The following is a 19,002-nucleotide window of genomic DNA, read 5'->3' on the forward strand; positions in this document are numbered from 1 at the left end:
ACCGTCCTCAGGACCGGTCCCGCGGACCCGTGCCGGGGCGATGGCCGACGCGGCTGTCGATGTGGCAGAGCAGCAGGCAGACGTCGTCGTCGCGCTCGGAGTCGCTCAGCATCGGGTCCAGGATGCGCTCCGCCGAGCCGTCCAGGTCCTCGTCCAGCTCCTCGGGGCGCAGCGCGCCGAGCGCCTCCGCCAGCCGATCGATGCCGGGGTCTATGCCCTGGGCCCGCCGCTCGACCAGCCCGTCCGTGTAGAGCGCGAGCGTGGACCCCGGCTCCAGCGGCACCGTGTGGTCGGCGATCTCCTGGTGCAGCGGGATGCCGAGCATCGCCCCCGGCTTGGCGTCCAGGGTGCGCACCGTGCCGTCGGGGCCGCGTAGCACCGGCGGCGGATGGCCCGCCGCCGCCCAGGTCAGCACCGGCTCGCCGGGCTTGAAGCGGGCGATCACGGCGGTCGCGTACAGGTCGGGCTGGAGATGGTGCAGGAACATGTGCAGCCGCGTCAGCAGCTCGCCCGGGCTGCCGCCGTCGACGGCGTAGGCGCGCAGCGCGGTGCGCAGCTGGCTCATCATCACCGCCGCGTGCAGCCCGTGCCCGGTCACGTCGCCGATGACCGTGATCAGGCTGCCGTCGGGCTGCCGGAACGCGTCGTACCAGTCTCCGCCGATGTTCAGCCCGTACGTCGCCGGCAGATAGCGGGCGGCCAGACGCAGGCCCGAGGTGTCCGGCAGGTCGGTCAGCAGGGCCCGCTGGAGGGTCTCGGCGATGTCCCGGTTGTGCTCGAAGCGGCGGGCGTTGTCGAGTGCCCCGCCGGCGCGCCGGGTGAGCTCCACGAGCATGACGGCGTCGTCGGGGTCCCAGCGCTCGCCGGGCGGGGTCAGTGTCAGGACGCCCAGCGGAGCGCGCCGCGTCGGCAGCGGTACGCACAGCAGGGGCCGGCCGGGATGCAGCGCCGACGGCGGCTGGTCCTGCACGCCGGGCAGCCCTCCGGGATCCGCGGCCGCGTACTGGGGGCGCCCGGTGCGGGCCGCGATCACGGCGGCCGCCGGACGCGGAACGGACGGCGCCCGCCCCCGCTCGTCCTCGGCGTCGAACAGCCAGACGTCGACCGTGCGGGCGTACTCGGGCACGAGCAGTTCGGGCAGCCGCCGCACGATCTCCTCATGGTTGAGGGAGGCTGTCAGCGCCGCGCTGGCATCGGCCAGGAACGTCAGCCGGCGCCGGGCGTCCTCCGCCTCGCGACGGGCCTCCCGCTCCGCCGCGAACGCCTCGCGCTGGGCGCGTCCGGCGGCGTCCAGCTCGGCGTGCAGCGCCAGCACGCCCTGGTTGGTCTGGTGCAGCTCCTCGCGGTGAAAGGCGACCAGTTCCTCCTGCTCGGCCAGTCGCTCCAGCACCAGGGCGGTGTCCTCGTCGGCGCCGAGCAGCGCCTCCGCGAGGGCGGTCGGGTCCCCCGCCACGGCGTCGCCGACGGGCGCCGGGGCCGGTTCCGGGCAGGGCGCCGTGACCACCCACGGTGTTTCGCCGTCGGCCGGGGAGGCGCAGACCTCGACCCGCAGCGAACCCCGGGCCGCCGTCACGGTGAACCGCCAGCCGCCGCCCTTGGTCAGACACTGACGCAGCCGCACGCCGAGGGCCGCCGACAGACGGGTGCGTTCCAGCGGCGGCACCCCGTGGGCGGAGGCCACCCGCGCGACGGTGATACGCGCGCGTGCCGCGTCGGTGACGGTGCTGATCGGCCAGGTGCGTTTCATCGGCGGTCCGGCGGGGTCGGGGCCAGCACGGCCACGGCGGTGTCGTCACGCACCGGCCGGGCGGAGCTGCCGGCGTCGCGGACCGTCACGGCGGCGGTGACGGCGGGGTCGCAGGAGAGCAGGCGGGGGCCGGCCGGCGGGACCCAGCGGCTGGGCAGCCCGTCGCTGTGCAGGACGAGCAGGCGGTCCGTGGCCCAGGCCGCCTCGGTCTCGGGCAGGGTCGAGGGCCGGTGCGCGCCGACTATGCCGGGCCGGGACAGCAGATGACGCCAGGAGTCGCCCTCGCGCAGCCGCGCTCCCACGTTGCCGACGCCGGCGAACCGCAGCCGCCCGGCCCGCAGGTCGAGCTGGGCCACCGCGACCGCGGCGCCCCTCGTGCCGCGCAGCGCGTCGTCGAGGCGGCGCAGCAGTTCGGCCGGCGGGAGGTGGGCCGAGCGGTGCACCTCCCGCGCCGCGGTGGTCGAGGCACGGGCGGCCTCGGGGCCGTGACCCAGCCCGTCGGCCAGCATCAGGGTCAGCCGGTCGCCGTCACGGGCGCAGGTCCAGGCGTCCCCCGAGCACTCGGCGCCCCTGAAGGGGATGTTGACGCCGCCGACGCGCACGGAGAAGAGGGCGGCTGCGGGGGAGGCGTCACCCGGTGCGCCGGACGGCCCCTCCTGCCCGGGGCCCAGCTCACGGCGGCCGCGGCTTCTGGCGGCCCCGCCGATCCGGGCCAGTGCGACCGTCCCGCGGCCGGGGACGCTGTGCAGGTCGAAGTCGTCGGCCACCCGCCGGCAGGTGCCCAGGCCGGCGCCGAGCGAGCCCGCCGTGGAGAACCCGTCGCCCAGGGCGGCAGGGACGTCGGACATACCCGGCCCGTGGTCGACGGCGGTGATCTGCACGACGAGGTCGGCCGCCCCCGCGGCGGGCGGGCCGACCGCCTCCACGAGGAGCCGTCCGCCGCGCGCGTGCCTGAGCAGGTTCGTCGCCAGCTCGGTCGCCACCAGGGCGGCGTCGGCGGCGCGCGAGCGGCCCAGGCCGGCCACCGCCGCCGCTTCCTGCGCGGCGACCTGTGATTCCCGCACCCGCGTCGAGTCGTGCACCGGGACGTCCCACACCCGTGTCATCCGTGCTCCTCGCGCTGCCGTGGCGGGCGGCCCGCCCAGGAGGTCACCGTGACGGTGGTGCCGGCGCCGGGCGTGCTGTCGAGGGCGAACTCGTGCACCAGCCGGCGGGCTCCGCCCAGGCCGAGCCCCAGCCCGCCGCCGGAGGTGTAGCCGTCGCTCAGTGCCCGCTCCGGGTCGGCGATGCCCGGCCCCCGGTCCGTGAACGTCAGCCGCAGGCCCTGCACCCCCCTCCCGTCGTCCGCCACGCGCTCCGCGGCCATCTCGCCGCCTCCGCCGTACACGAGGGTGTTGCGGGCCAGTTCGCTGGCCGCCGTGACCAGCTTGGTCTGCTCCACCAGGCCGAAACCGAGCGCGGCGGCCGCCCGGCGCACGTGCTGCCGCACCCACACCAGGTCCAGGTCCGAGCGGATCGGCAGGCGGGCCTCGACGCCCGCGGTCGTCTCGCTCACCGAGGCTCCCGGCGCGGGCTGCCCGTGGCCCCGGCGAGCAGCTCGAGAGCTGCCTCGGTGTTCAGCGCGGTCCGCAGCCCCGGCAGGGAGAGCCCCAGCTCGACGAGTGTGATCGCCACCGCGGGGCGCATGCCGGCCACCACGGTCCGCGCGGCCAGCAGCCGCGAACTCGCCGCGATCTCGGCCAGGACGCGCCCGAGGAAGGAGTCGACGATCTCCACCCCGGAGATGTCGATGACCACGCCGGTCACCCGGCTGCGGACGATCTGCTCGGCGATGTCCTGCTGGAGCTGTTCCGCGGTGCCGTCGTGCAGGTCGCCCTGGAGGGTGATGAGCAGGACGTCGCCGAGCCGGAGCACCGGTACCGGGGCCTGGCCCGCGAGGGAGTGGTCGTGGTTCACCGAGGACCAGCACCGCCGGGCGTCGCGAGCACGATGTCGGCACCCAGCCGGTGCAGGGCGTACCCCAGGGCGTCGGCGAGGCTGGACCTGGTGACCACGGTGCCCAGGTCCAGGCCGAGGTGCACGATGGTCTGCGCGATGGCGGGCCGGATGCCCGACACCACGCATTCCGCGCCCATGAGCCGGACAGCCGCGACGGTCTTCATCAGGTGCTGGGCGACCAGCGAGTCGACCGTCGGCACCCCGGTGATGTCGAGGATCGCGAAGCGGGCCTGCTGGTCGACGACCGACTCCAGCAGCGTCTCCATCACCACCTGACTGCGGGCGCTGTCGAGCGTCCCGATGAGCGGCACGGCCACGATGCCGTCCCAGAGCCGGATGACGGGTGTGGCGGCCTCCAGCAGCTCCACCTGCTGCCGGGCGATGAGCGCCTGCCCCGCGCTCAGCGAGGTCTCCAGGACCACCAGCCGCAGGGTGCCCATGAGCACCGTCAGGAGGGTCGTGCACTCCCTGAGGTGTTCGGGCGACGCTTCGGGCAGGTCGGCGACCAGCAGGTTCACGGCGGGCGTGCGCAGGCCGTCCACCTCGGTGGACACCTGGCCGGAGCTGAGCCCGAAGCGGGACCGGGAGGCCACCATCGCGGCCAGCTGCTCGCGGACCGCGGTGAACCCGGCCGCGTCGGTGTCGGCGACGCGGCCGGTGTCGGCCACCTGGGCGAGCGCGTCGACGACGACCCGGCCCGCCTCCACCGCCTCGTCGCGCGAGACGGTGAACACCGTGCGGAAGAGGGGTTCGTCGGCCCAGCGCTGGGCGATCTGCTCACGGCGGCGGTGCAGGAACTTCCCGACGTCGCTCGCCGGCGTCGTGTGGTCTGCGGCCGTTGCGTGGTCCGGCAACTGCTTCACTCCTGGTTCTTGTCGGCTTGTGTGTCGCCACCGCGAACCCACCGGTGGCCGGCGGTCGCGCCGGGGCGGTCCGACCCGGCCGTCTCCGTCGACGCGGCCGGCTCCCCGGACCGGCTCGGCTGTGCTCCGAACCAGTCGAGACACACGACGAGCGCGTCGTCGTCCGGTTCGGGGCGGCCCCGGTACGTGTTGAGCTCGCGCAGCACCGCCGCCGGGACGTCCGCCGCCGGCAGCAGGGAAGCGCCTGCGACCGCCCGCGCCAGGGCGTGCTCGCCGTACGTGTCGCCGCCCGGCCCGGCGACCCCGTGGACTCCGTCGCTGACGAACAGCAGCCGGTCGCCGGGCAGCAGGGTGAGCTCCTGGGCGACGTAGTCGGTCTCCTCGAACATGCCCAGCGGCAGCTGCGCGTCGAGGTCCACGAGGGACAGGGTCCGCTCACGCAGCAACAGGAGCTGCGGCGAGCCCGCGTCGATGATCCGCATCCGCCCGGTCGACAGCTCGATGTCCACCAGCAGGACCGACAGGTGCGCCTCGCCCCGGTAGTGGGCGTAGAGCGCCTGGTCGGCCAGAGCCGCCTGGTCCTCTATCGGGACGCCGGCGCGACGCGCGTTGCGCAGCGCGTTGATCCCGAGGTTGGTCAGCAGGGAGGCCTCGATGCCCTCGCCCATCCCGTTGGTGACGTAGACCATCAGATGGTCGGCGGACGCCGCCCAGTCGAAGTTGTCGCCGAAGACGGCATAGGCGGGCTCCAGCTGGGCACCCAGCGCGTATTCCTCCCGGTCGCAGGAGCGGGCGGGGAGAAGCTGCCACTGCATCTCCGCCGCCAGCGTCAGCCGGTCCTTGCGGCGGGCCCGCACATAGAGGTCGGTGTCGCGCTCGGCGACCACCACCTCGTGTCCCACGAGCTCGGCCAGTTCGGCGAGTTCGGTCAGGGACTCCCGGCTCGGCACAGGCAGCGTCAGGGACAGCACGCCCAGCCGGTCGCCGCGCACGGTGACGGGCAGATGGGCCCGCACCAGTCCGGCGTGCGGCTCCTCGACGTACGGCTGCTGCGACCCGAAGGCCCGACCGGGTGCGCTGCCCTGCACGGGCACCGGGTCCGGGCTGTCGGCGGCGGGCGGCACGGGCAGCAGCACCGTCAGCCCGTAGTCGGCCAGCAGGAGCTCCGCCGCCTCGGCGGCGTAGTGGGTGCGCAGCACCTGGCGCAGGGCTCCGGGCAGCCGGTGCGGTGCCGCGGAGCGCAGGGCGCGCCCGGCGGCGAGGAGTCTGTCCACGCGGTCGGTCACCTCGTTTCCCGGACGGCCGTGGGGCGCGGCCCGCGTGCCCGCGGGCGGCCGCGGGCTGACAGCCGCAGGGAAGCCTGCGAGAGTGTGGACGTGATGTCCCCCTCCTCGCGTCCGCAGCCCCTCCAGGTGGCTCGTGTGACCTCAGAGGCGGCGGAGCTGCTGGAAGTCCTCTGGGGCCGTGCCTCGACGGCGCCGGTCTCCGCCTCCCAGTTGCGCGTGCTGTTCATCCTCGAGCACCACGAAGGCATCAACCTGCGTACGCTGGCCGCCTTCCTCGGGTCCTCACCGCCGTCCACCAGCCGGCTGTGCGACCGGCTCCAGGCCGTCGGCTTCATCGAGCGCAGGGTCGCCGCAGAGAGCCGCCGGGAGCTGGAGCTCCTCCTGAGCCGCCGCGGGAGTGCCTTCCTCGCCGACCTCAGGTCACGCCGCGAGGCGACGGTGGAAGGTGTGCTGGAGCTGATGTCCGCCGCGCAGCGCACCGCGCTGCTGCGAGGGCTCGAGGCGTTCTGTACGGCTGCGGCGGAGCAGATCGAGGACTCGGACGGCTCCGACGCCTCCGACGCCCGTACCGCCTGACGGTGTCCCCGGGTGATCGGGTCGGCCCACAGGCACATCCGCGTTCCCTCCCGCATGACTCTCCCGCTCACTCTGTTGCCTTATATACACAGTTGTCAAATGACAAGTATTGGACGGCAGTCGGCCTTGTCCGCGCATTTCCCCGCGCCCTGCCGACGACGGCGATCAGGCCTGCGGCTCCTCCGGGAGCTGCTGCCGGTCGATGAGCTCCAGAGCCTCGTCGACCTTCTCCGATATCGGCACGGTCAGGCTGACCCCGGTGAGTTCCAGGACACGGCGCACGGCCGGCGTCGGGTTGATCACGTGCACACTGCCCGGCAGTGCCCGGGCCTCCTGGTAGACCCGCAGGATGATGTTCATGCCGGACGAGTCCATGAACGGCACCGCCGAGAGGTCGATGAGGAAATGCCGTCGGCCGTGGTGCAGCTGATTGGCGAGATGAGCCTGGAACTCGGTCGCGGTGTCGAGGTCGAGATGGCCTTCGACCGTGACCAGGGCGACGTCCTCCCGAGGCAGCGTGACCTCGACGGACAGGGGGTTCTGGGCGATGGACACACGTACCTCCGAAAGCTGACGGTCGGGAGCGTCTACCCCGGCGGGCGACTTCGATGCGCATGGACGGTGGACGGGTGAGGGCGTGAGGCCGAACGAGTCGGTCTTCATGTTCCGCGTGCCCTGCCCTTCCCACCGTCTGCTGATCCCCGGCCTGGTGTCGCGGACAGGCGGATACCCCCGATGCTCTCTCCCATGCACGCCGGACGCACGGCGGGCGGTCCGGTGACTCAGTGCACGCGGATGCCCACGATGCAGGTGTCGTCGTCCGTGTCCGACCTGCTGTAGGTGAGCAGGCGGTCCAGCTGCTGGTCGAGCGTCGGCGGCACCGTGCGCGCCTGCACCAGCAACTGGGTCAGCGACTCCTCCACGGACCGGTCACGCCGCTCGATCAGCCCGTCGGTGTACATGAGCAGCGTGTCCTCGGCGGCCAGCTGGACCTCCTCCTCCTCGTACACCGTCTCCGGTACGGCGCCCAGCAGCATCCCCCTCAGCAGGGGCAGCGGCGCCGCCTGGGCGTCGCGCACCAGCACCGGCGGCAGATGGCCCGCCCGGGCCCAGCGCAGGGTGTGCCGGGCGGGGTCGTACAGACCGCACACCGCCGTGGCCGTGATGGAACCCGTCAGATGGTGGGCGACGATGTTGAGCCAGGACAGCAGCTGGCCGGGCCCCGCGCCGGTCACGGCCAGTCCGCGCAGCGCGTTGCGCAGCACCACCATGCTGGTCGCCGCCTCGATGCCGTGCCCGGCCACATCACCCACGCACAGCATCACCAGTCCGGAGGGCAGCACGACGGCGTCGTACCAGTCACCCCCCACCAGATGCTCCTCCTCGGCAGGCCGGTAGCGCACCGCCACCTGGAGACCGGGAGCCTCCAGGGGCGCCCAGGCCGGCGGCATGATGGCGTGCTGGAGCTGGAGCGCCAGCCTGCTGCGCTCACTGGCGTGCTGCTCGCTCTGGGCCAGCTGGTCGCGGGTGGCCGCGAGCGCCACCTCCGTCCAGTGCTGCGCGGAGATGTCCTGGTAGGCGCCGCGCACGGCGACCAGCCGGTCGTCGGTGTCGAGCACCGGCTCGGCGACGATCCGCATGTGCCGGGTCACCCCGTCCGGCCGCTGAAGCCGGAACGCGGCGGACGCCGGACGGCGGCGGTGCAGCAGCGTGCGCAGCAGGCGCCCCACGACGACCGCGTCGTCGGGATGGGTGTGCGCCGCCAGGTCCTCCAGCGGGACCGGAGGGCTCGACTCAGGGCGCCCGTACAGGGTGAACAGCTGCCCGTTCCATGTGGTCTCGCCGGTGAGGAGGTCCTCCTCGAAACCGCCGATACGGCCGAGGCGCTGGGCGTTCTGCAACAGACTCGCCAGCCGCGCCGCCTCGTCCTCGATGCGCCAGATCAACAGCACACAACTCCCGTGCCGGCTGATGCTGACGTCCGCGACCGCGGCCAGCGGCACCTCGCCGACCAGCGCCGTCAGACTCATACGACGCGCCCGGAACGGCTCGCCGGTGGCGTGCACGCGCTCGATCCGCTGGAAGAGGTCACCGCCGCCGGCGGTCATCGGATAGGCCTCGAGCAGCAAGGCCCCGTTGACCACGGCGCGCGGGCGGCCCGCCGGGTCGAGGAAGCGGTTGTTGACGTGCTGGATGCGGAAGTCCACCAGCTTTCCCGCCGTGTCGACGTGCGGCACCAGGACGAGGGCCGGGTCGTGCAGACCGTCCGTCAGGTCCATCAGCTCCGACACGTCGGGCAGCAGCACCGGCGTCTCCTGGGCCGGGCCCTTGACGTGCGCGTACGCCTGGAGCGTGTGGGCGCACAGCTCCGCCAGCGCCTCCACCTGGCGCACCACCGCGGGCGGCTGCTGGGCCAGCGGCGCCGGCCAGGCGATCTCCAGGATCCCGTTCACGCGCCCGGCGTGCCCGGCGGGCACGGCCGCCCGGCCACCGTCCGGATGCATCTGACGGCCCATGGTGGGCAGCCCGATCAGGGACAGCGACTCGAACCACTGGGTGGTGCCCTCGGTGAGAGCGCCGCGTGCCACCGTGGCCACCTCCGGCGGGACGTACCGCCAGCGCTCGGCCTCCCCGGGGGAGAAGCCCGCACTGCCGGCGAGGGTCAGTGAGCCGTCGGGGCCCGCCGCCCAGATCGCCACGGCGACCGCGCCCAGCGGCCCCAGCGCGTGCTGGAGCAGGGAGTCGGCGACCGCCTGGGTGTCGTGCGCCGCCGCCAGCGCCCCGCTCTCGGCGGCCCGCAGCCGCACGGCCGCCGACTGCTCCGAGGGATCGTCCGCCCTGGTGACGGCCGCCAGGAAGGCCTCCGTCACCTCGGACACCCGGTCCTTGGCCGCCTGGTTGATGACGTCCACCGCGAACTCCAGCGGACTCAGGCCGGCCTGCCCGGCCAGCTCCGAGAGCTGCTGGGCGGCCTCGCTCGGACCACAGCCGAGGCGCTCCACCAGAATCCCCTTGGCGAGCTCGACCAGGGCGCGCCCGTCGGCCTCCACCTGGGCCGCCATGACCTCCCGGCGCAGCCGGTCCACCGTGGCGGCCAGCCGCCCCACGGGCGAGGCCGCAGCGACACCGTCCGGATCGCTCGGGCTCACGGCTTCCTCGGACTTCCCGGCCGACGGGACGACGTCGGCCTCCAGCGTCGTGGTGGCCGGGGCCGCGGCGGACGCGGCCGGTACGGACAGGGCCCGGTCGTCGCCGGGTTCCTTCGGCTGAGTGGGAATGGTCACGGTGTGCGGACTCCTCGACTGTGGACGCCTGGTGGCTCGGGCGGTGCGGACGTCCTCAGACGGTCAGCCAGCGCCGGACGCAGGACATCAGGTCATGGGTGTCGACGGGCTTGGTCACGTAGTCGCTCGCGCCCGAGGCGAGGCTTTTCTCTCGGTCCCCGGGCATCGCCTTCGCGGTCACCGCGACGATGGGCAGGTTCGCGTACTCGGACATGCGGCGGATCTCGGCCGTGGCCGTGTACCCGTCCATCTCGGGCATCATCACGTCCATCAGGACCATCGCGATGTCCGGGTTGTTGCGCAGCGTGTCGATGCCCACGCGTCCGTTCTCTGCGTGCAGGACACGGATGCCGTGCAGCTCCAGGATGCCGCTGAGCGCGAACAGGTTGCGCGCGTCGTCGTCGACCACCAGGACCGTCCGCCCCACGACGGCGTCGTCGGCGGGGTTGGGAGCCACGGGGTGGGGCGCCACCTGCTGGGGATCCTCCGGCCGGACCAGCGCGAGGACGTCCCCCGGCTGCTCGGCGGAGAGATGCAGGGTGATGCGCTCGCGCAGCTCGTCCAGGCTGGACAGGAACTCCATCGGCTTGCCCGCCGCCCGGGACTGGAGGCTCTCCTCCTGGGCGAGGTCGGCGCGGTGCCCGCTGTGCACGAGCACCGGCACGCCCGTCAGCACGGAGTCGTCGTGCAGGGCCTCCAGGAACCGGGACGCCTCGGCGTCCGGCATCCCCAGTTCCAGGACGACGCAGTGGCAGGGCTCCGCGGCCAGCGCGCCCGCCGCCTCGTGCGCCCCGACGGCGGTGACGATGTCGACCGGCGCCGCCGTGCCGTCGTCCCGGCCCCGCGCCATGTCCGCCACGACGCTCTCGGCGACCAGGGTCAGCAGACCCCGGGGCCGCTCCTCGACCACCAGCAGGCGGCGCGGACGCTGCCCGGCCGTGCCGCCGGGACCCACGGGCACACCGGGCGAGCCGACGGGGAGCGCCGAAGGCGTGCCGCCGAGGACGCGCTCCACCGGCCGGGCGCCCTCGACGACGTCCTGGAAGTCCCGCCGCGCGACCGGCAGGTAGAGCGTGAACGTGCTGCCCCGTCCGGGCGTGCTGTCCACGGTGACCGCGCCGCCGAGCAGATGCGCGATCTCGCGGGTGATGGACAGACCGAGGCCGGTGCCGCCGTACTTGCGGCTGGTCGTGCCGTCCGCCTGCTGGAAGGCCCCGAAGATGGTCTCCAGCTGCTGCTCCGGGATGCCGATGCCGGTGTCCTTCACCCGGAACGCCACCACGGTGCCGCCGCGGACCACGCCGTTGGGCACCTCGTCGTCGGAGGCGGGCTCGATCCGCAGCTCCACACTGCCCTGCTCGGTGAACTTCACCGCGTTGGACAGCAGGTTGCGCAGCACCTGACGCAGCCGGGAGTCGTCGGTCAGCAGGTCGGCGGGGGCGCCGGCGGCCGTGTCGATGGTGAACTCGAGGCTCTTCTGCGATGTCATCGGCCGGAACGTGGCCTCGACGTACTCGATGAGCTGCCGCAGCGAGACCCGCTCCGGAGAGACGTCCATCTTGCCCGCCTCGACCTTGGACAGGTCCAGGATGTCGTTGATCAGCTGGAGCAGGTCCGAACCGGCCGAGTGGATGATGCCCGCGTACTCCACCTGCTTCGGCGTGAGGTTGCGCGACGGGTTCTGGGCCAGCAACTGGGCCAGGATCAACAGGCTGTTGAGCGGCGTGCGCAGCTCGTGGCTCATGTTGGCCAGGAACTCAGACTTGTACTTCGAGGCCAGGGACAACTGCTGCGCCCGTGCCTCCAGTTCCTGCCGGGCCTGTTCGATCTGGAGGTTCTTCGCCTCGATGTCGCGGTTCTGCGCCACCAGCAGCGAGGCCTTCTCCTCCAGCTCGGCGTTGGAGTGCTGGAGCTCCTCCTGCTGCGTCTGCAACTCAGCGGACCGGGCCTGGAGTTCGGCCGTCAGCCGCTGGGACTCGTCGAGCAGTTCGTCCGTGCGGGCGTTCGCCACGATGGTGTTCACGTTGACGCCGATGGTCACCCGCAGCTGCTCCAGGAAGTCCAGGTGGATCTGGGTGAACGCGGTGACGGACGCGAGCTCGATGACGCCGAGCACCTGCCCCTCGAAGACGATGGGCAGCAGGACCAGGGCGGTGGGTTCCACCTGCCCGAGGCCCGAGGAGATGGTGACGTAGCCGGCCGGCAGCTCGTCGACGGTGATCGTACGGCGGCTGCGCGCGGCCTGGCCGACCAGCGAACGCCCGAACGGGATGCGGGTGGGGCGGTCCTCGTCGGCCGGGTAGCCGTAGGCGCCCACGAGCCGCAGCTCCGGGCCGTTCACACCGTCCTCGGCGAGGTGGAAGGCGCCGAACTGCGCCGACACCAGCGGCACCAGCTCGTCCATGATCAGCTCGGCGACCACGGGCAGGTCGCGGTGGCCCTGCATCAGGCCGGAGATACGCGCCAGGTTGGTCTTGAGCCAGTCCTGCTCCTGGTTGGCCCGGGTCGTCTCGCGCAGGGACTCCACCATCGAGTTGATGTTGTCCTTGAGGTCGGCGACCTCGCCGGAGGCCACCACGGTGATCGAGCGGGTCAGGTCGCCCTCCGCGACGGCGCTCGTCACCTCGGCGATCGCGCGCACCTGCCGGGTCAGGTTACCGGCCAGCTCGTTGACGTTCTCCGTGAGGCGCTTCCAGGTCCCCGAGACGCCCTCCACCTCGGCCTGGCCGCCGAGGCGTCCTTCGGTGCCGACCTCGCGGGCGACGCGGGTGACCTCGTCGGCGAAGGCGGACAGCTGGTCGACCATCGTGTTGATGGTCGTCTTGAGTTCGAGGATCTCGCCGCGGGCGTCCACGTCGATCTTCTTGGAGAGGTCGCCCTTGGCCACCGCGGTCGTCACCAGCGCGATGTTGCGGACCTGCCCGGTGAGGTTGTTGGCCATCGAGTTGACGTTGTCGGTGAGGTCCTTCCAGGTGCCGGCCACGTTCGGTACCTGCGCCTGGCCGCCGAGGCGTCCTTCGGTGCCGACCTCGCGGGCGACGCGGGTGACCTCGTCGGCGAAGGCGGAGAGCGTGTCGACCATGGTGTTGATGACGTCCGCCAGGGCCGCGACCTCACCCTTGGCCTCGACCGTGATCTTCTGCGAGAGGTCGCCCCGGGCCACGGCGGTGGCGACCTGGGCGATCGAACGCACCTGGCCGGTCAGGTTGGACGCCATCACGTTGACGTTGTCCGTGAGGTCCTTCCAGGTGCCCGAGACGCCCCGGACCTGGGCCTGTCCGCCGAGGTTTCCGGCGGTGCCGACCTCGCGGGCGACGCGGGTGACCTCGTCGGCGAAGGCGGACAGCTGGTCGACCATCGTGTTGAGCGTGTTCTTGAGTTCGAGGATCTCGCCGCGGGCGTCGACGGTGATCTTCTGGGAGAGGTCGCCCTGCGCGACGGCCGTCGCCACCTGGGCGATCTTGCGGACCTGCGAGGTGAGGTTGCCCGCCATGAAGTTCACCGAGTCGGTGAGGTCCCGCCAGGTTCCCTTGACGCCCTTGACGTCGGCCTGGCCGCCGAGGCGTCCTTCCGTGCCGACCTCGCGGGCGACGCGGGTGACCTCGTCGGCGAAGGCGGAGAGCTGGTCGACCATCGTGTTGATGGTGTTCTTGAGTTCGAGGATCTCGCCGCGGGCGTCGACGGTGATCTTCTGGCTGAGGTCGCCCTGCGCGACGGCCGTCGTCACCTGGGCGATGTTGCGGACCTGGCCGGTCAGATTGCCCGCCATCCCGTTCACGGAATCCGTGAGGTCGCGCCAGACGCCGGCGACCCCCGGCACCTGCGCCTGTCCGCCGAGCTGCCCCTCACTGCCGACCTCGCGGGCGACGCGGGTGACCTCGTCGGCGAAGGCGGACAGCTGGTCGACCATCGTGTTGACGGTCTCCTTCAGCTGGAGGATCTCGCCCCGGGCCGGCACGTCGATCTTCTGCGAGAGGTCGCCCTTGGCCACCGCCGTCGCCACCTGGGCGATGTCCCGGACCTGCGTCGTCAGGTTGCCCGCCATGGCGTTGACGGAGTCCGTCAGGTCGGCCCAGGTCCCCGAGACCCCCGGCACCTCCGCCTGGCCGCCCAGAGTGCCCTCGGTGCCCACCTCGCGGGCCACCCGGGTGACCTCGGAGGTGAAGACGGACAGCTGGTCGACCATGCCGTTGAAGACAGTGGCGATATCGCCCAGCAGACCGTCGCCGTCGGTGGGCAGCCGGGTACCGAAGTCCCCGTCCCGGACGGCCGTCAGGCCGGCCAGGAGCTGCCTGAGCTCGTGGTCGCCCGGAACCGTGTCCAAGGACTCGGTCGCGTTGCTGGTCATGCGAACCTCGTTCCGCTCCCCAGGAGCCCCCGGGCGGGGACTCGGAACCCGGGCCGCCCCGATGGACGGCACCGCCTGTCGTGTGTGCATTTCCGCAGTTCACGGATGTGCGCGATGAGAGAAAGACGCCGCAGGCTAACCCACGGAGGGGCGGCGTAACAAAGCATCACGTCACTTTGCGCGCACAGCAATTCCAGCAGGCGCACACCATGCATACACGAACGGAACCGGGGTACCTGAACAGATTTCGCCCGGGACGGCAGGGTCGCCGTCCCGGGCATTTCACACCGTGATCGAGGCCGTCAGGCGACCTCGGATCCCAGCAGACCGGTCCGCAGTCGCTGCACCATGCGGCTGATCAGACGGGACACATGCATCTGCGAGATGCCGAGCTCCTTGCCGATCTCCGCCTGGGTCCGCTCCTCGACGAACCGCAGGTGGATGATCAGTCGCTCCCGCTCGTCGAGTTCGGCGATGAGCGGTGCCAGTGAGTTGAAGTCCTCGACCAGCTCCAGCGCCGGCTCCTCGGCGCCGATGAAGTCCGCCAGCACCGACTCGCCGTCCGCGCCGCCGTCGGAGGTCAGGGCCGCGTCGAGGGAGGCGGAGGTGTAGCAGTTGGACGCCTTGCGCGCCTCGATGACCTCTTCCTCCGACAGCGACATCAGCTGCGACAGCTCGCGCGTGGTGGGCATCCGCCCCAGTCGCGTCTGGAGTTCCTCCGTGGCCTTGGCCAGTTCGACCCGCGCCTCCTGGAGCCTGCGCGGGACGTGCACGGCCCAGCTCGTGTCCCGGAAGAAGCGCTTGATCTCGCCGACGATGTAGGGCACGGCGAACGAGGTGAACTCGACCTCGCGGGTCAGCTCGAAGCGGTCGATGGCCTTGATCAGACCGATCGTGCCGACCTGGACGATGTCCTCCATCGAGTCGCCCCGGCCGCGGAAGCGGGAGGCGGCGTAGCGCACCAGCGACAGGTTCATCTCGATCAGGGTGTTGCGCACGTACTGGTACTCGTGGGTGCCCTCCTCCACGATCGCGAGCCGGTCGAAGAAGCGGCGCGAGAGTTCCCGCGCGTCCTTCGGGCTCACCTGGGTGGGCATCTCGATGAACGGAACCCCTCCCTGCGGGTCCTCGATGCCCGCCCGTACTGCCGTGGCCGTCGGTGCCTGTGCCGTCACGGCATCCATGCCGCTCACTCCGTTCGTCGAGCCGGTCGATGATGAATTGCGCCTGCCCAGGCTCGCGCATCTCATGCCGGGTGTTCGGCATGAGCTTTTCCACCCGGGTACCTGTACCCCCTTCTTTCGGTCCGGAACGGACGGACGCGCCCCGAGTGCGGCCGCCGCAGCCGGGTAGCCGCAGCTGTGGAACGCGAGAAGGGAGCAGTGTGACCATCGACGGAATCTGGTCGTTCACGCCGGACAGCGGGTACGCCGAGGGGCAGGACCTGACCGGCTACGCCGTCCTGACGGCCGACGGCACCCTCGGACATGTGGAACGCGAGGCGGAGCCCCACGGGATGCGGCACCTGGTCGTCGACACGGGCGTGTGGCTGTTCGGCAGGAGCGCCGTCGTCCCGGCCGGTGTCGTGACGGCCGTGGATCACGCGGGCCGCACGGTGTCCCTGGTCTGCACCGGGGACCAGGTCAAGGACGCACCCCGTTTCCGCACCGACAGCGAGACGACGGACCCGGCGTACCTCACCGCCGTGGGCGACCACTACCGCCGGCTGACCCGACGGGGAACGACATCGGCGTGAAAGAGGAGGAACGCGCGCCCGCGCCGCCGGAGCCCAGGACGGAACCGCCGGGGACACCGGTGAGGACCGCCGCGGCGGCCCGGGCACGGGCCCGCGCGCTGGTGGACGCCCGGTGGAACCGGGTGGGCCGGCCGGCGCGGGAGGAGGATGTCATCGACCTGCTGCTGGTCGTCTCGGAACTGGTGACGAACGCGTTGCGGCACGGCGGGGGACTGGCGGGGTTCGAGATGACGCCGGTGCGTGACGGGATCCGGCTGGCCGTGCGCGACCACCGCGACGAGGCACCCGCCCCGGTGGGCGGGCCGGCGCACCTGCCCGCAGGGCACCGTGTGGGCGGATACGGGTGGCCCCTGATCGTCCGGCTGGCGCGGCAGATCGTCATCGACAGGCTGCCCACGGGCGGCAAGACGATCAGCGTGTTCCTGCCGGTCCGGACGGCCGGCGGACCGGCCTGACGGACCGGGGGACGGGGCAGTCACCGGGCCGCCGGGCCATCCCGGCCGGGCCGTACGTCCCTCTTCGCCGGTCACCGGCGGGCACGTTCACCATGGCAGGAAGACGTGCACGTCCTTGCCCTCGCCCTGCCCGGCCTCGTTCGGAACCACACTGACCTGACTGCACAGGGTGTGCACCAGATACCAGCCGATGCCGCCACCCCCGCTGTCGGGGTGGAACGGGCGCGGAGTGGGCGGGGTGCTGTTGGTGTCGTGGAGCGTGACGTGCACACCGTCGAAGGTGGGGCGCAGGCCGAGGTCGAAGGGGCCCGGCGCGTACTGGACCGCGTTGGCGGCGAGCTCCGTCACGATCAGCACGATGTCGTGCCAGCACTCCGGCGCCGTGGGCGGCACGGCCCGGGCCAGTTCGTGCAGGAACTCCTCGGTGGCCAGCCGGGCACCTGTCACATCGTGTGGTTCACCCGCGAAGCGGGCCATGCGGCTGGGAATCGCCCCGGAGGACAGTGCGTCGTTACCACGTGGCTCGGTTGCCATGTCGTCAGTGCGGTCCCTCGGCTTGCAGGACCGTCGTCCTTTCTCGTACGGCTCTCTGGCGTCGCCCCTTCAGGGTTCCCGAGGCCACTCAGGCTACGCGTCCGGTCTCCGTCGGCATACGGCCCCGGGCAGGCCGATCACCGGCCGGCCCCGCGGCGCGTCCGGCCCGGCCGGGCGCTCACCGGAACACGTCGTCGGCGTCGTCCCAGCCGAGCACCTCCTCCGGCGCGCTCTGCCGGGGCAGCCGCGCCCGGGCCTGGTACATCGCCTCGATCTCCGCCGCGTAGTGCGCCACGATCGAGTCCCGGCGCAGCTTCATCGACGGGGTCAGCAGGCCGTTGCTCTGGTCGAACGGCTGCGGCAGGATGCGGAACGCCCGGATCGACTCCGAACGCGACACCGCGCTGTTGGCGGCGGCCACCGCCCGTCCGATCTCCTCCCGCAGGGCGTTCTCCTCGCGGGCCTCCCGGCTGTCGGTGTCGCCGTGCAGCATCAGGTTCCCGCGCCAGTGGGCCAGGAAGTCGGGGTCCAGGGTGATCAGCGCGCCCACGCAGGGCCGGTTGTCGCCCACGACCACGGCCTGGTGGACGAGCGGATGCATCCGCAACCGCTGCTCCAGCGCGGCCGGCGCCACACTCTTGCCGCTGCTGGTGATGATCACGTCCTTCTTGCGGCCGGTGATGGTGAGGTAGCCGTCCGAGTCCAGATATCCGAGGTCGCCCGTGGCCAGCCAGCCGCCCCACAGCGCGGCCCGCGTCGCGGCGTCGTCGTTGACGTAGCCCTGGAACACCGACGGGCCGCGCACCAGGATCTCCCCGTCGTCGGCCACCCGGATGTCCATGCCGGGCAGGGACTGCCCGACCGTGCCCGACTTCTCCCGGCCGAGCGGCTGCATGGTGATCCCGCCACTGGTCTCGGTCAGGCCGTACCCGTCGTGCACGTAGATGCCGATGCCCTCGTAGAACAGGGACAGGTCGCGGTGGAGCGGGGAGCCACCGGAGGTGGCGCGGTGGACGCGGCCGCCCAGCGCCGCCCGGAGTCTGCGGTACACCGTCCGTTCGAACAGGGCGTGCTGGAGCCGCAGATCGAAGCCGGGCCCGGAGCCGCGGCCCAGCCGCTGCCGTTCCACGGCGGCCGCGAAGTCCCGGGCCGTCTCGGCCGCCCGCTCGAAGAGGGCGCCGCGACCCGCCTCCTGGGCCGCCCGCAGGAAGTTCTTGTAGATCTTCTCGAACACCGACGGCACGGCGTGCAGATACGTCGGACGAAAGGTGCGCAGCGACTCCGCGAGCGCCTCCGCGCCGAGATCGGGTTCGTGCGCCATCAGGATGCCGCCGCGCAGACACAGCCCCTGGATCATCAGCCCGTACACGTGGGAGAACGGCAGGAAGGCAAGGACGCTCGCGGGCCGCCCGGCGGGTGCCGCCGTGTGACCCCAGCCGGCCAGGAGCGTGTCGCAGGGGCTGGCCAGGCTGCGATGGCTCAGTGCGCAGCCCAGGGGCCGGCCGGACGTCCCGGAGGTGTAGGCGATCACCGCGGTGGAGTCGGGCAGCACGATCCGGCGCAGCGAGTCCACCGTGGTGAGCGGCACCAGCTCACCGCGCTGCGCGAGCTGTTCGAACGCTCCGGCGTCCAGCTGCCATACATGCCGCAGCGAGGGCAGGGCCGCGCACACCGATCCCACGGTCATGACGCTCTGCTCGTCCTCGACGAGGACGCCCACACAGTTGGCGTCCCGCAGGATCCACTCGACCTGCTCGCGCGAGGACGTCGGATAGACCGGGACGACCTCGGCCCCTATGGTCCACAGCGCATGACAGACCACCGTCCACTCGTACCGGGTCCGCGCCATGATCGCGACGCGGTGGCCGGGCGAGATCCCACAGGCCACGAACCCCTTCGCCAGGTCGACGACCTCGTCCCGCAGCTCCACGGCCGTCACCTCCTCCCACTCGGCGGAGGCGGGGGCCGGACGGCGGGCGAGCACGGGGAGGGTGGGAGTACGGGCGGCTGTCTCGAAAACGGTGTCGGCGAGCCCTCCGGTCAGGGGCGTGACGGCTGGGGGAGCGAGGGCGAAGTCGCGCATGCGCTGCTCCTGAGGTGTACGGGCTGTGACTCCGCCGACGGGAACTGTCATCGACGGTGGTCGAATCTAGCC

15 protein-coding genes are annotated in these 19,002 nt (G+C 72.3%); 3 read left to right on the forward strand and 12 right to left on the reverse strand.

Going from position 1 to position 19,002, the window contains the following annotated elements:
- Positions 1-7: 7 nt before the first annotated feature.
- From OHS71_RS37925 to OHS71_RS37950, 6 genes are read right to left on the reverse strand one after another with little or no spacing between them, the layout of a single operon-like run.
- Positions 8-1,747: a PP2C family protein-serine/threonine phosphatase gene (locus tag OHS71_RS37925; protein ID WP_328483852.1), complete on the reverse strand. Its 1,740-nt coding sequence runs from the start codon at positions 1,745-1,747 to the stop codon at positions 8-10.
- Entirely contained in the window at positions 1,744-2,853 is a 1,110-nt protein-coding gene (locus tag OHS71_RS37930) for an ATP-binding SpoIIE family protein phosphatase (protein ID WP_328483853.1), read from the reverse strand. The genes OHS71_RS37925 and OHS71_RS37930 overlap by 4 nt, the downstream gene beginning before the upstream one ends.
- A complete protein-coding gene (locus tag OHS71_RS37935) occupies positions 2,850-3,302 on the reverse strand; it encodes an anti-sigma regulatory factor (protein ID WP_328483854.1) in 453 nt (150 codons plus the stop codon). Before OHS71_RS37935 ends, OHS71_RS37930 begins: the two co-directional genes overlap by 4 nt.
- Positions 3,299-3,703, reverse strand: a complete 405-nt coding sequence (locus tag OHS71_RS37940; RefSeq protein ID WP_328483855.1) for an STAS domain-containing protein — start codon at positions 3,701-3,703, stop codon at positions 3,299-3,301. Before OHS71_RS37940 ends, OHS71_RS37935 begins: the two co-directional genes overlap by 4 nt.
- A complete protein-coding gene (locus OHS71_RS37945; protein WP_328483856.1) occupies positions 3,700-4,599 on the reverse strand; it encodes an STAS domain-containing protein in 900 nt (299 codons plus the stop codon). Before OHS71_RS37945 ends, OHS71_RS37940 begins: the two co-directional genes overlap by 4 nt.
- Positions 4,600-4,604: 5 nt before the next feature.
- Positions 4,605-5,882, reverse strand: a complete 1,278-nt coding sequence (locus tag OHS71_RS37950; RefSeq protein WP_328483857.1) for a PP2C family protein-serine/threonine phosphatase — start codon at positions 5,880-5,882, stop codon at positions 4,605-4,607.
- Positions 5,883-5,987: 105 nt separating this feature from the next.
- Between OHS71_RS37950 and OHS71_RS37955 the strand changes: the two genes are divergently transcribed.
- The gene (locus OHS71_RS37955) at positions 5,988-6,470 is read left to right on the forward strand and encodes a MarR family winged helix-turn-helix transcriptional regulator (protein ID WP_328483858.1); all 483 of its coding nucleotides are present in this window, start codon (positions 5,988-5,990) and stop codon (positions 6,468-6,470) included.
- Between the two features lie 165 nt (positions 6,471-6,635).
- On the opposite strand, the gene OHS71_RS37960 is transcribed toward OHS71_RS37955, so the two are convergent.
- From OHS71_RS37960 to OHS71_RS37975, 4 genes are all read right to left on the reverse strand, one after another.
- On the reverse strand, positions 6,636-7,025 hold the full coding sequence (locus OHS71_RS37960; RefSeq protein ID WP_328483859.1) for an STAS domain-containing protein: 390 nt from the start codon (positions 7,023-7,025) through the stop codon (positions 6,636-6,638).
- A gap of 227 nt (positions 7,026-7,252) precedes the next feature.
- Complete coding sequence (locus OHS71_RS37965) at positions 7,253-9,754, reverse strand: SpoIIE family protein phosphatase (protein ID WP_443047130.1); 2,502 nt, start codon at positions 9,752-9,754, stop codon at positions 7,253-7,255.
- A gap of 55 nt (positions 9,755-9,809) precedes the next feature.
- Positions 9,810-14,102, reverse strand: coding sequence for a HAMP domain-containing protein (locus OHS71_RS37970; protein WP_328483860.1), 4,293 nt, complete (start codon positions 14,100-14,102; stop codon positions 9,810-9,812).
- A gap of 302 nt (positions 14,103-14,404) precedes the next feature.
- Positions 14,405-15,286 carry an RNA polymerase sigma factor SigF gene (locus tag OHS71_RS37975; protein WP_328483861.1) on the reverse strand — a complete coding sequence of 294 codons (882 nt, stop codon included), beginning with the start codon at positions 15,284-15,286 and terminating at the stop codon, positions 14,405-14,407.
- Positions 15,287-15,486: 200 nt separating this feature from the next.
- Between OHS71_RS37975 and OHS71_RS37980 the strand changes: the two genes are divergently transcribed.
- Together OHS71_RS37980 and OHS71_RS37985 are read left to right on the forward strand one after the other, a co-directional pair.
- Positions 15,487-15,858, forward strand: coding sequence for a PRC-barrel domain containing protein (locus tag OHS71_RS37980; protein ID WP_328483862.1), 372 nt, complete (start codon positions 15,487-15,489; stop codon positions 15,856-15,858).
- Positions 15,855-16,313 carry an ATP-binding protein gene (locus OHS71_RS37985; protein ID WP_328483863.1) on the forward strand — a complete coding sequence of 153 codons (459 nt, stop codon included), beginning with the start codon at positions 15,855-15,857 and terminating at the stop codon, positions 16,311-16,313. Before OHS71_RS37980 ends, OHS71_RS37985 begins: the two co-directional genes overlap by 4 nt.
- An 87-nt stretch (positions 16,314-16,400) precedes the next feature.
- Here OHS71_RS37985 and OHS71_RS37990 read toward each other — a convergent pair whose 3' ends face one another.
- Positions 16,401-16,847 carry an ATP-binding protein gene (locus tag OHS71_RS37990; protein WP_328483864.1) on the reverse strand — a complete coding sequence of 149 codons (447 nt, stop codon included), beginning with the start codon at positions 16,845-16,847 and terminating at the stop codon, positions 16,401-16,403.
- A gap of 178 nt (positions 16,848-17,025) precedes the next feature.
- Positions 17,026-18,930, reverse strand: a complete 1,905-nt coding sequence (locus OHS71_RS37995) for an AMP-dependent synthetase/ligase (RefSeq protein ID WP_328483865.1) — start codon at positions 18,928-18,930, stop codon at positions 17,026-17,028.
- Between the last annotated feature and the right edge of the window lie 72 nt (positions 18,931-19,002).

It is taken from the genome of Streptomyces sp. NBC_00377, assembly GCF_036075115.1.
Lineage (GTDB): Bacteria > Actinomycetota > Actinomycetes > Streptomycetales > Streptomycetaceae > Streptomyces.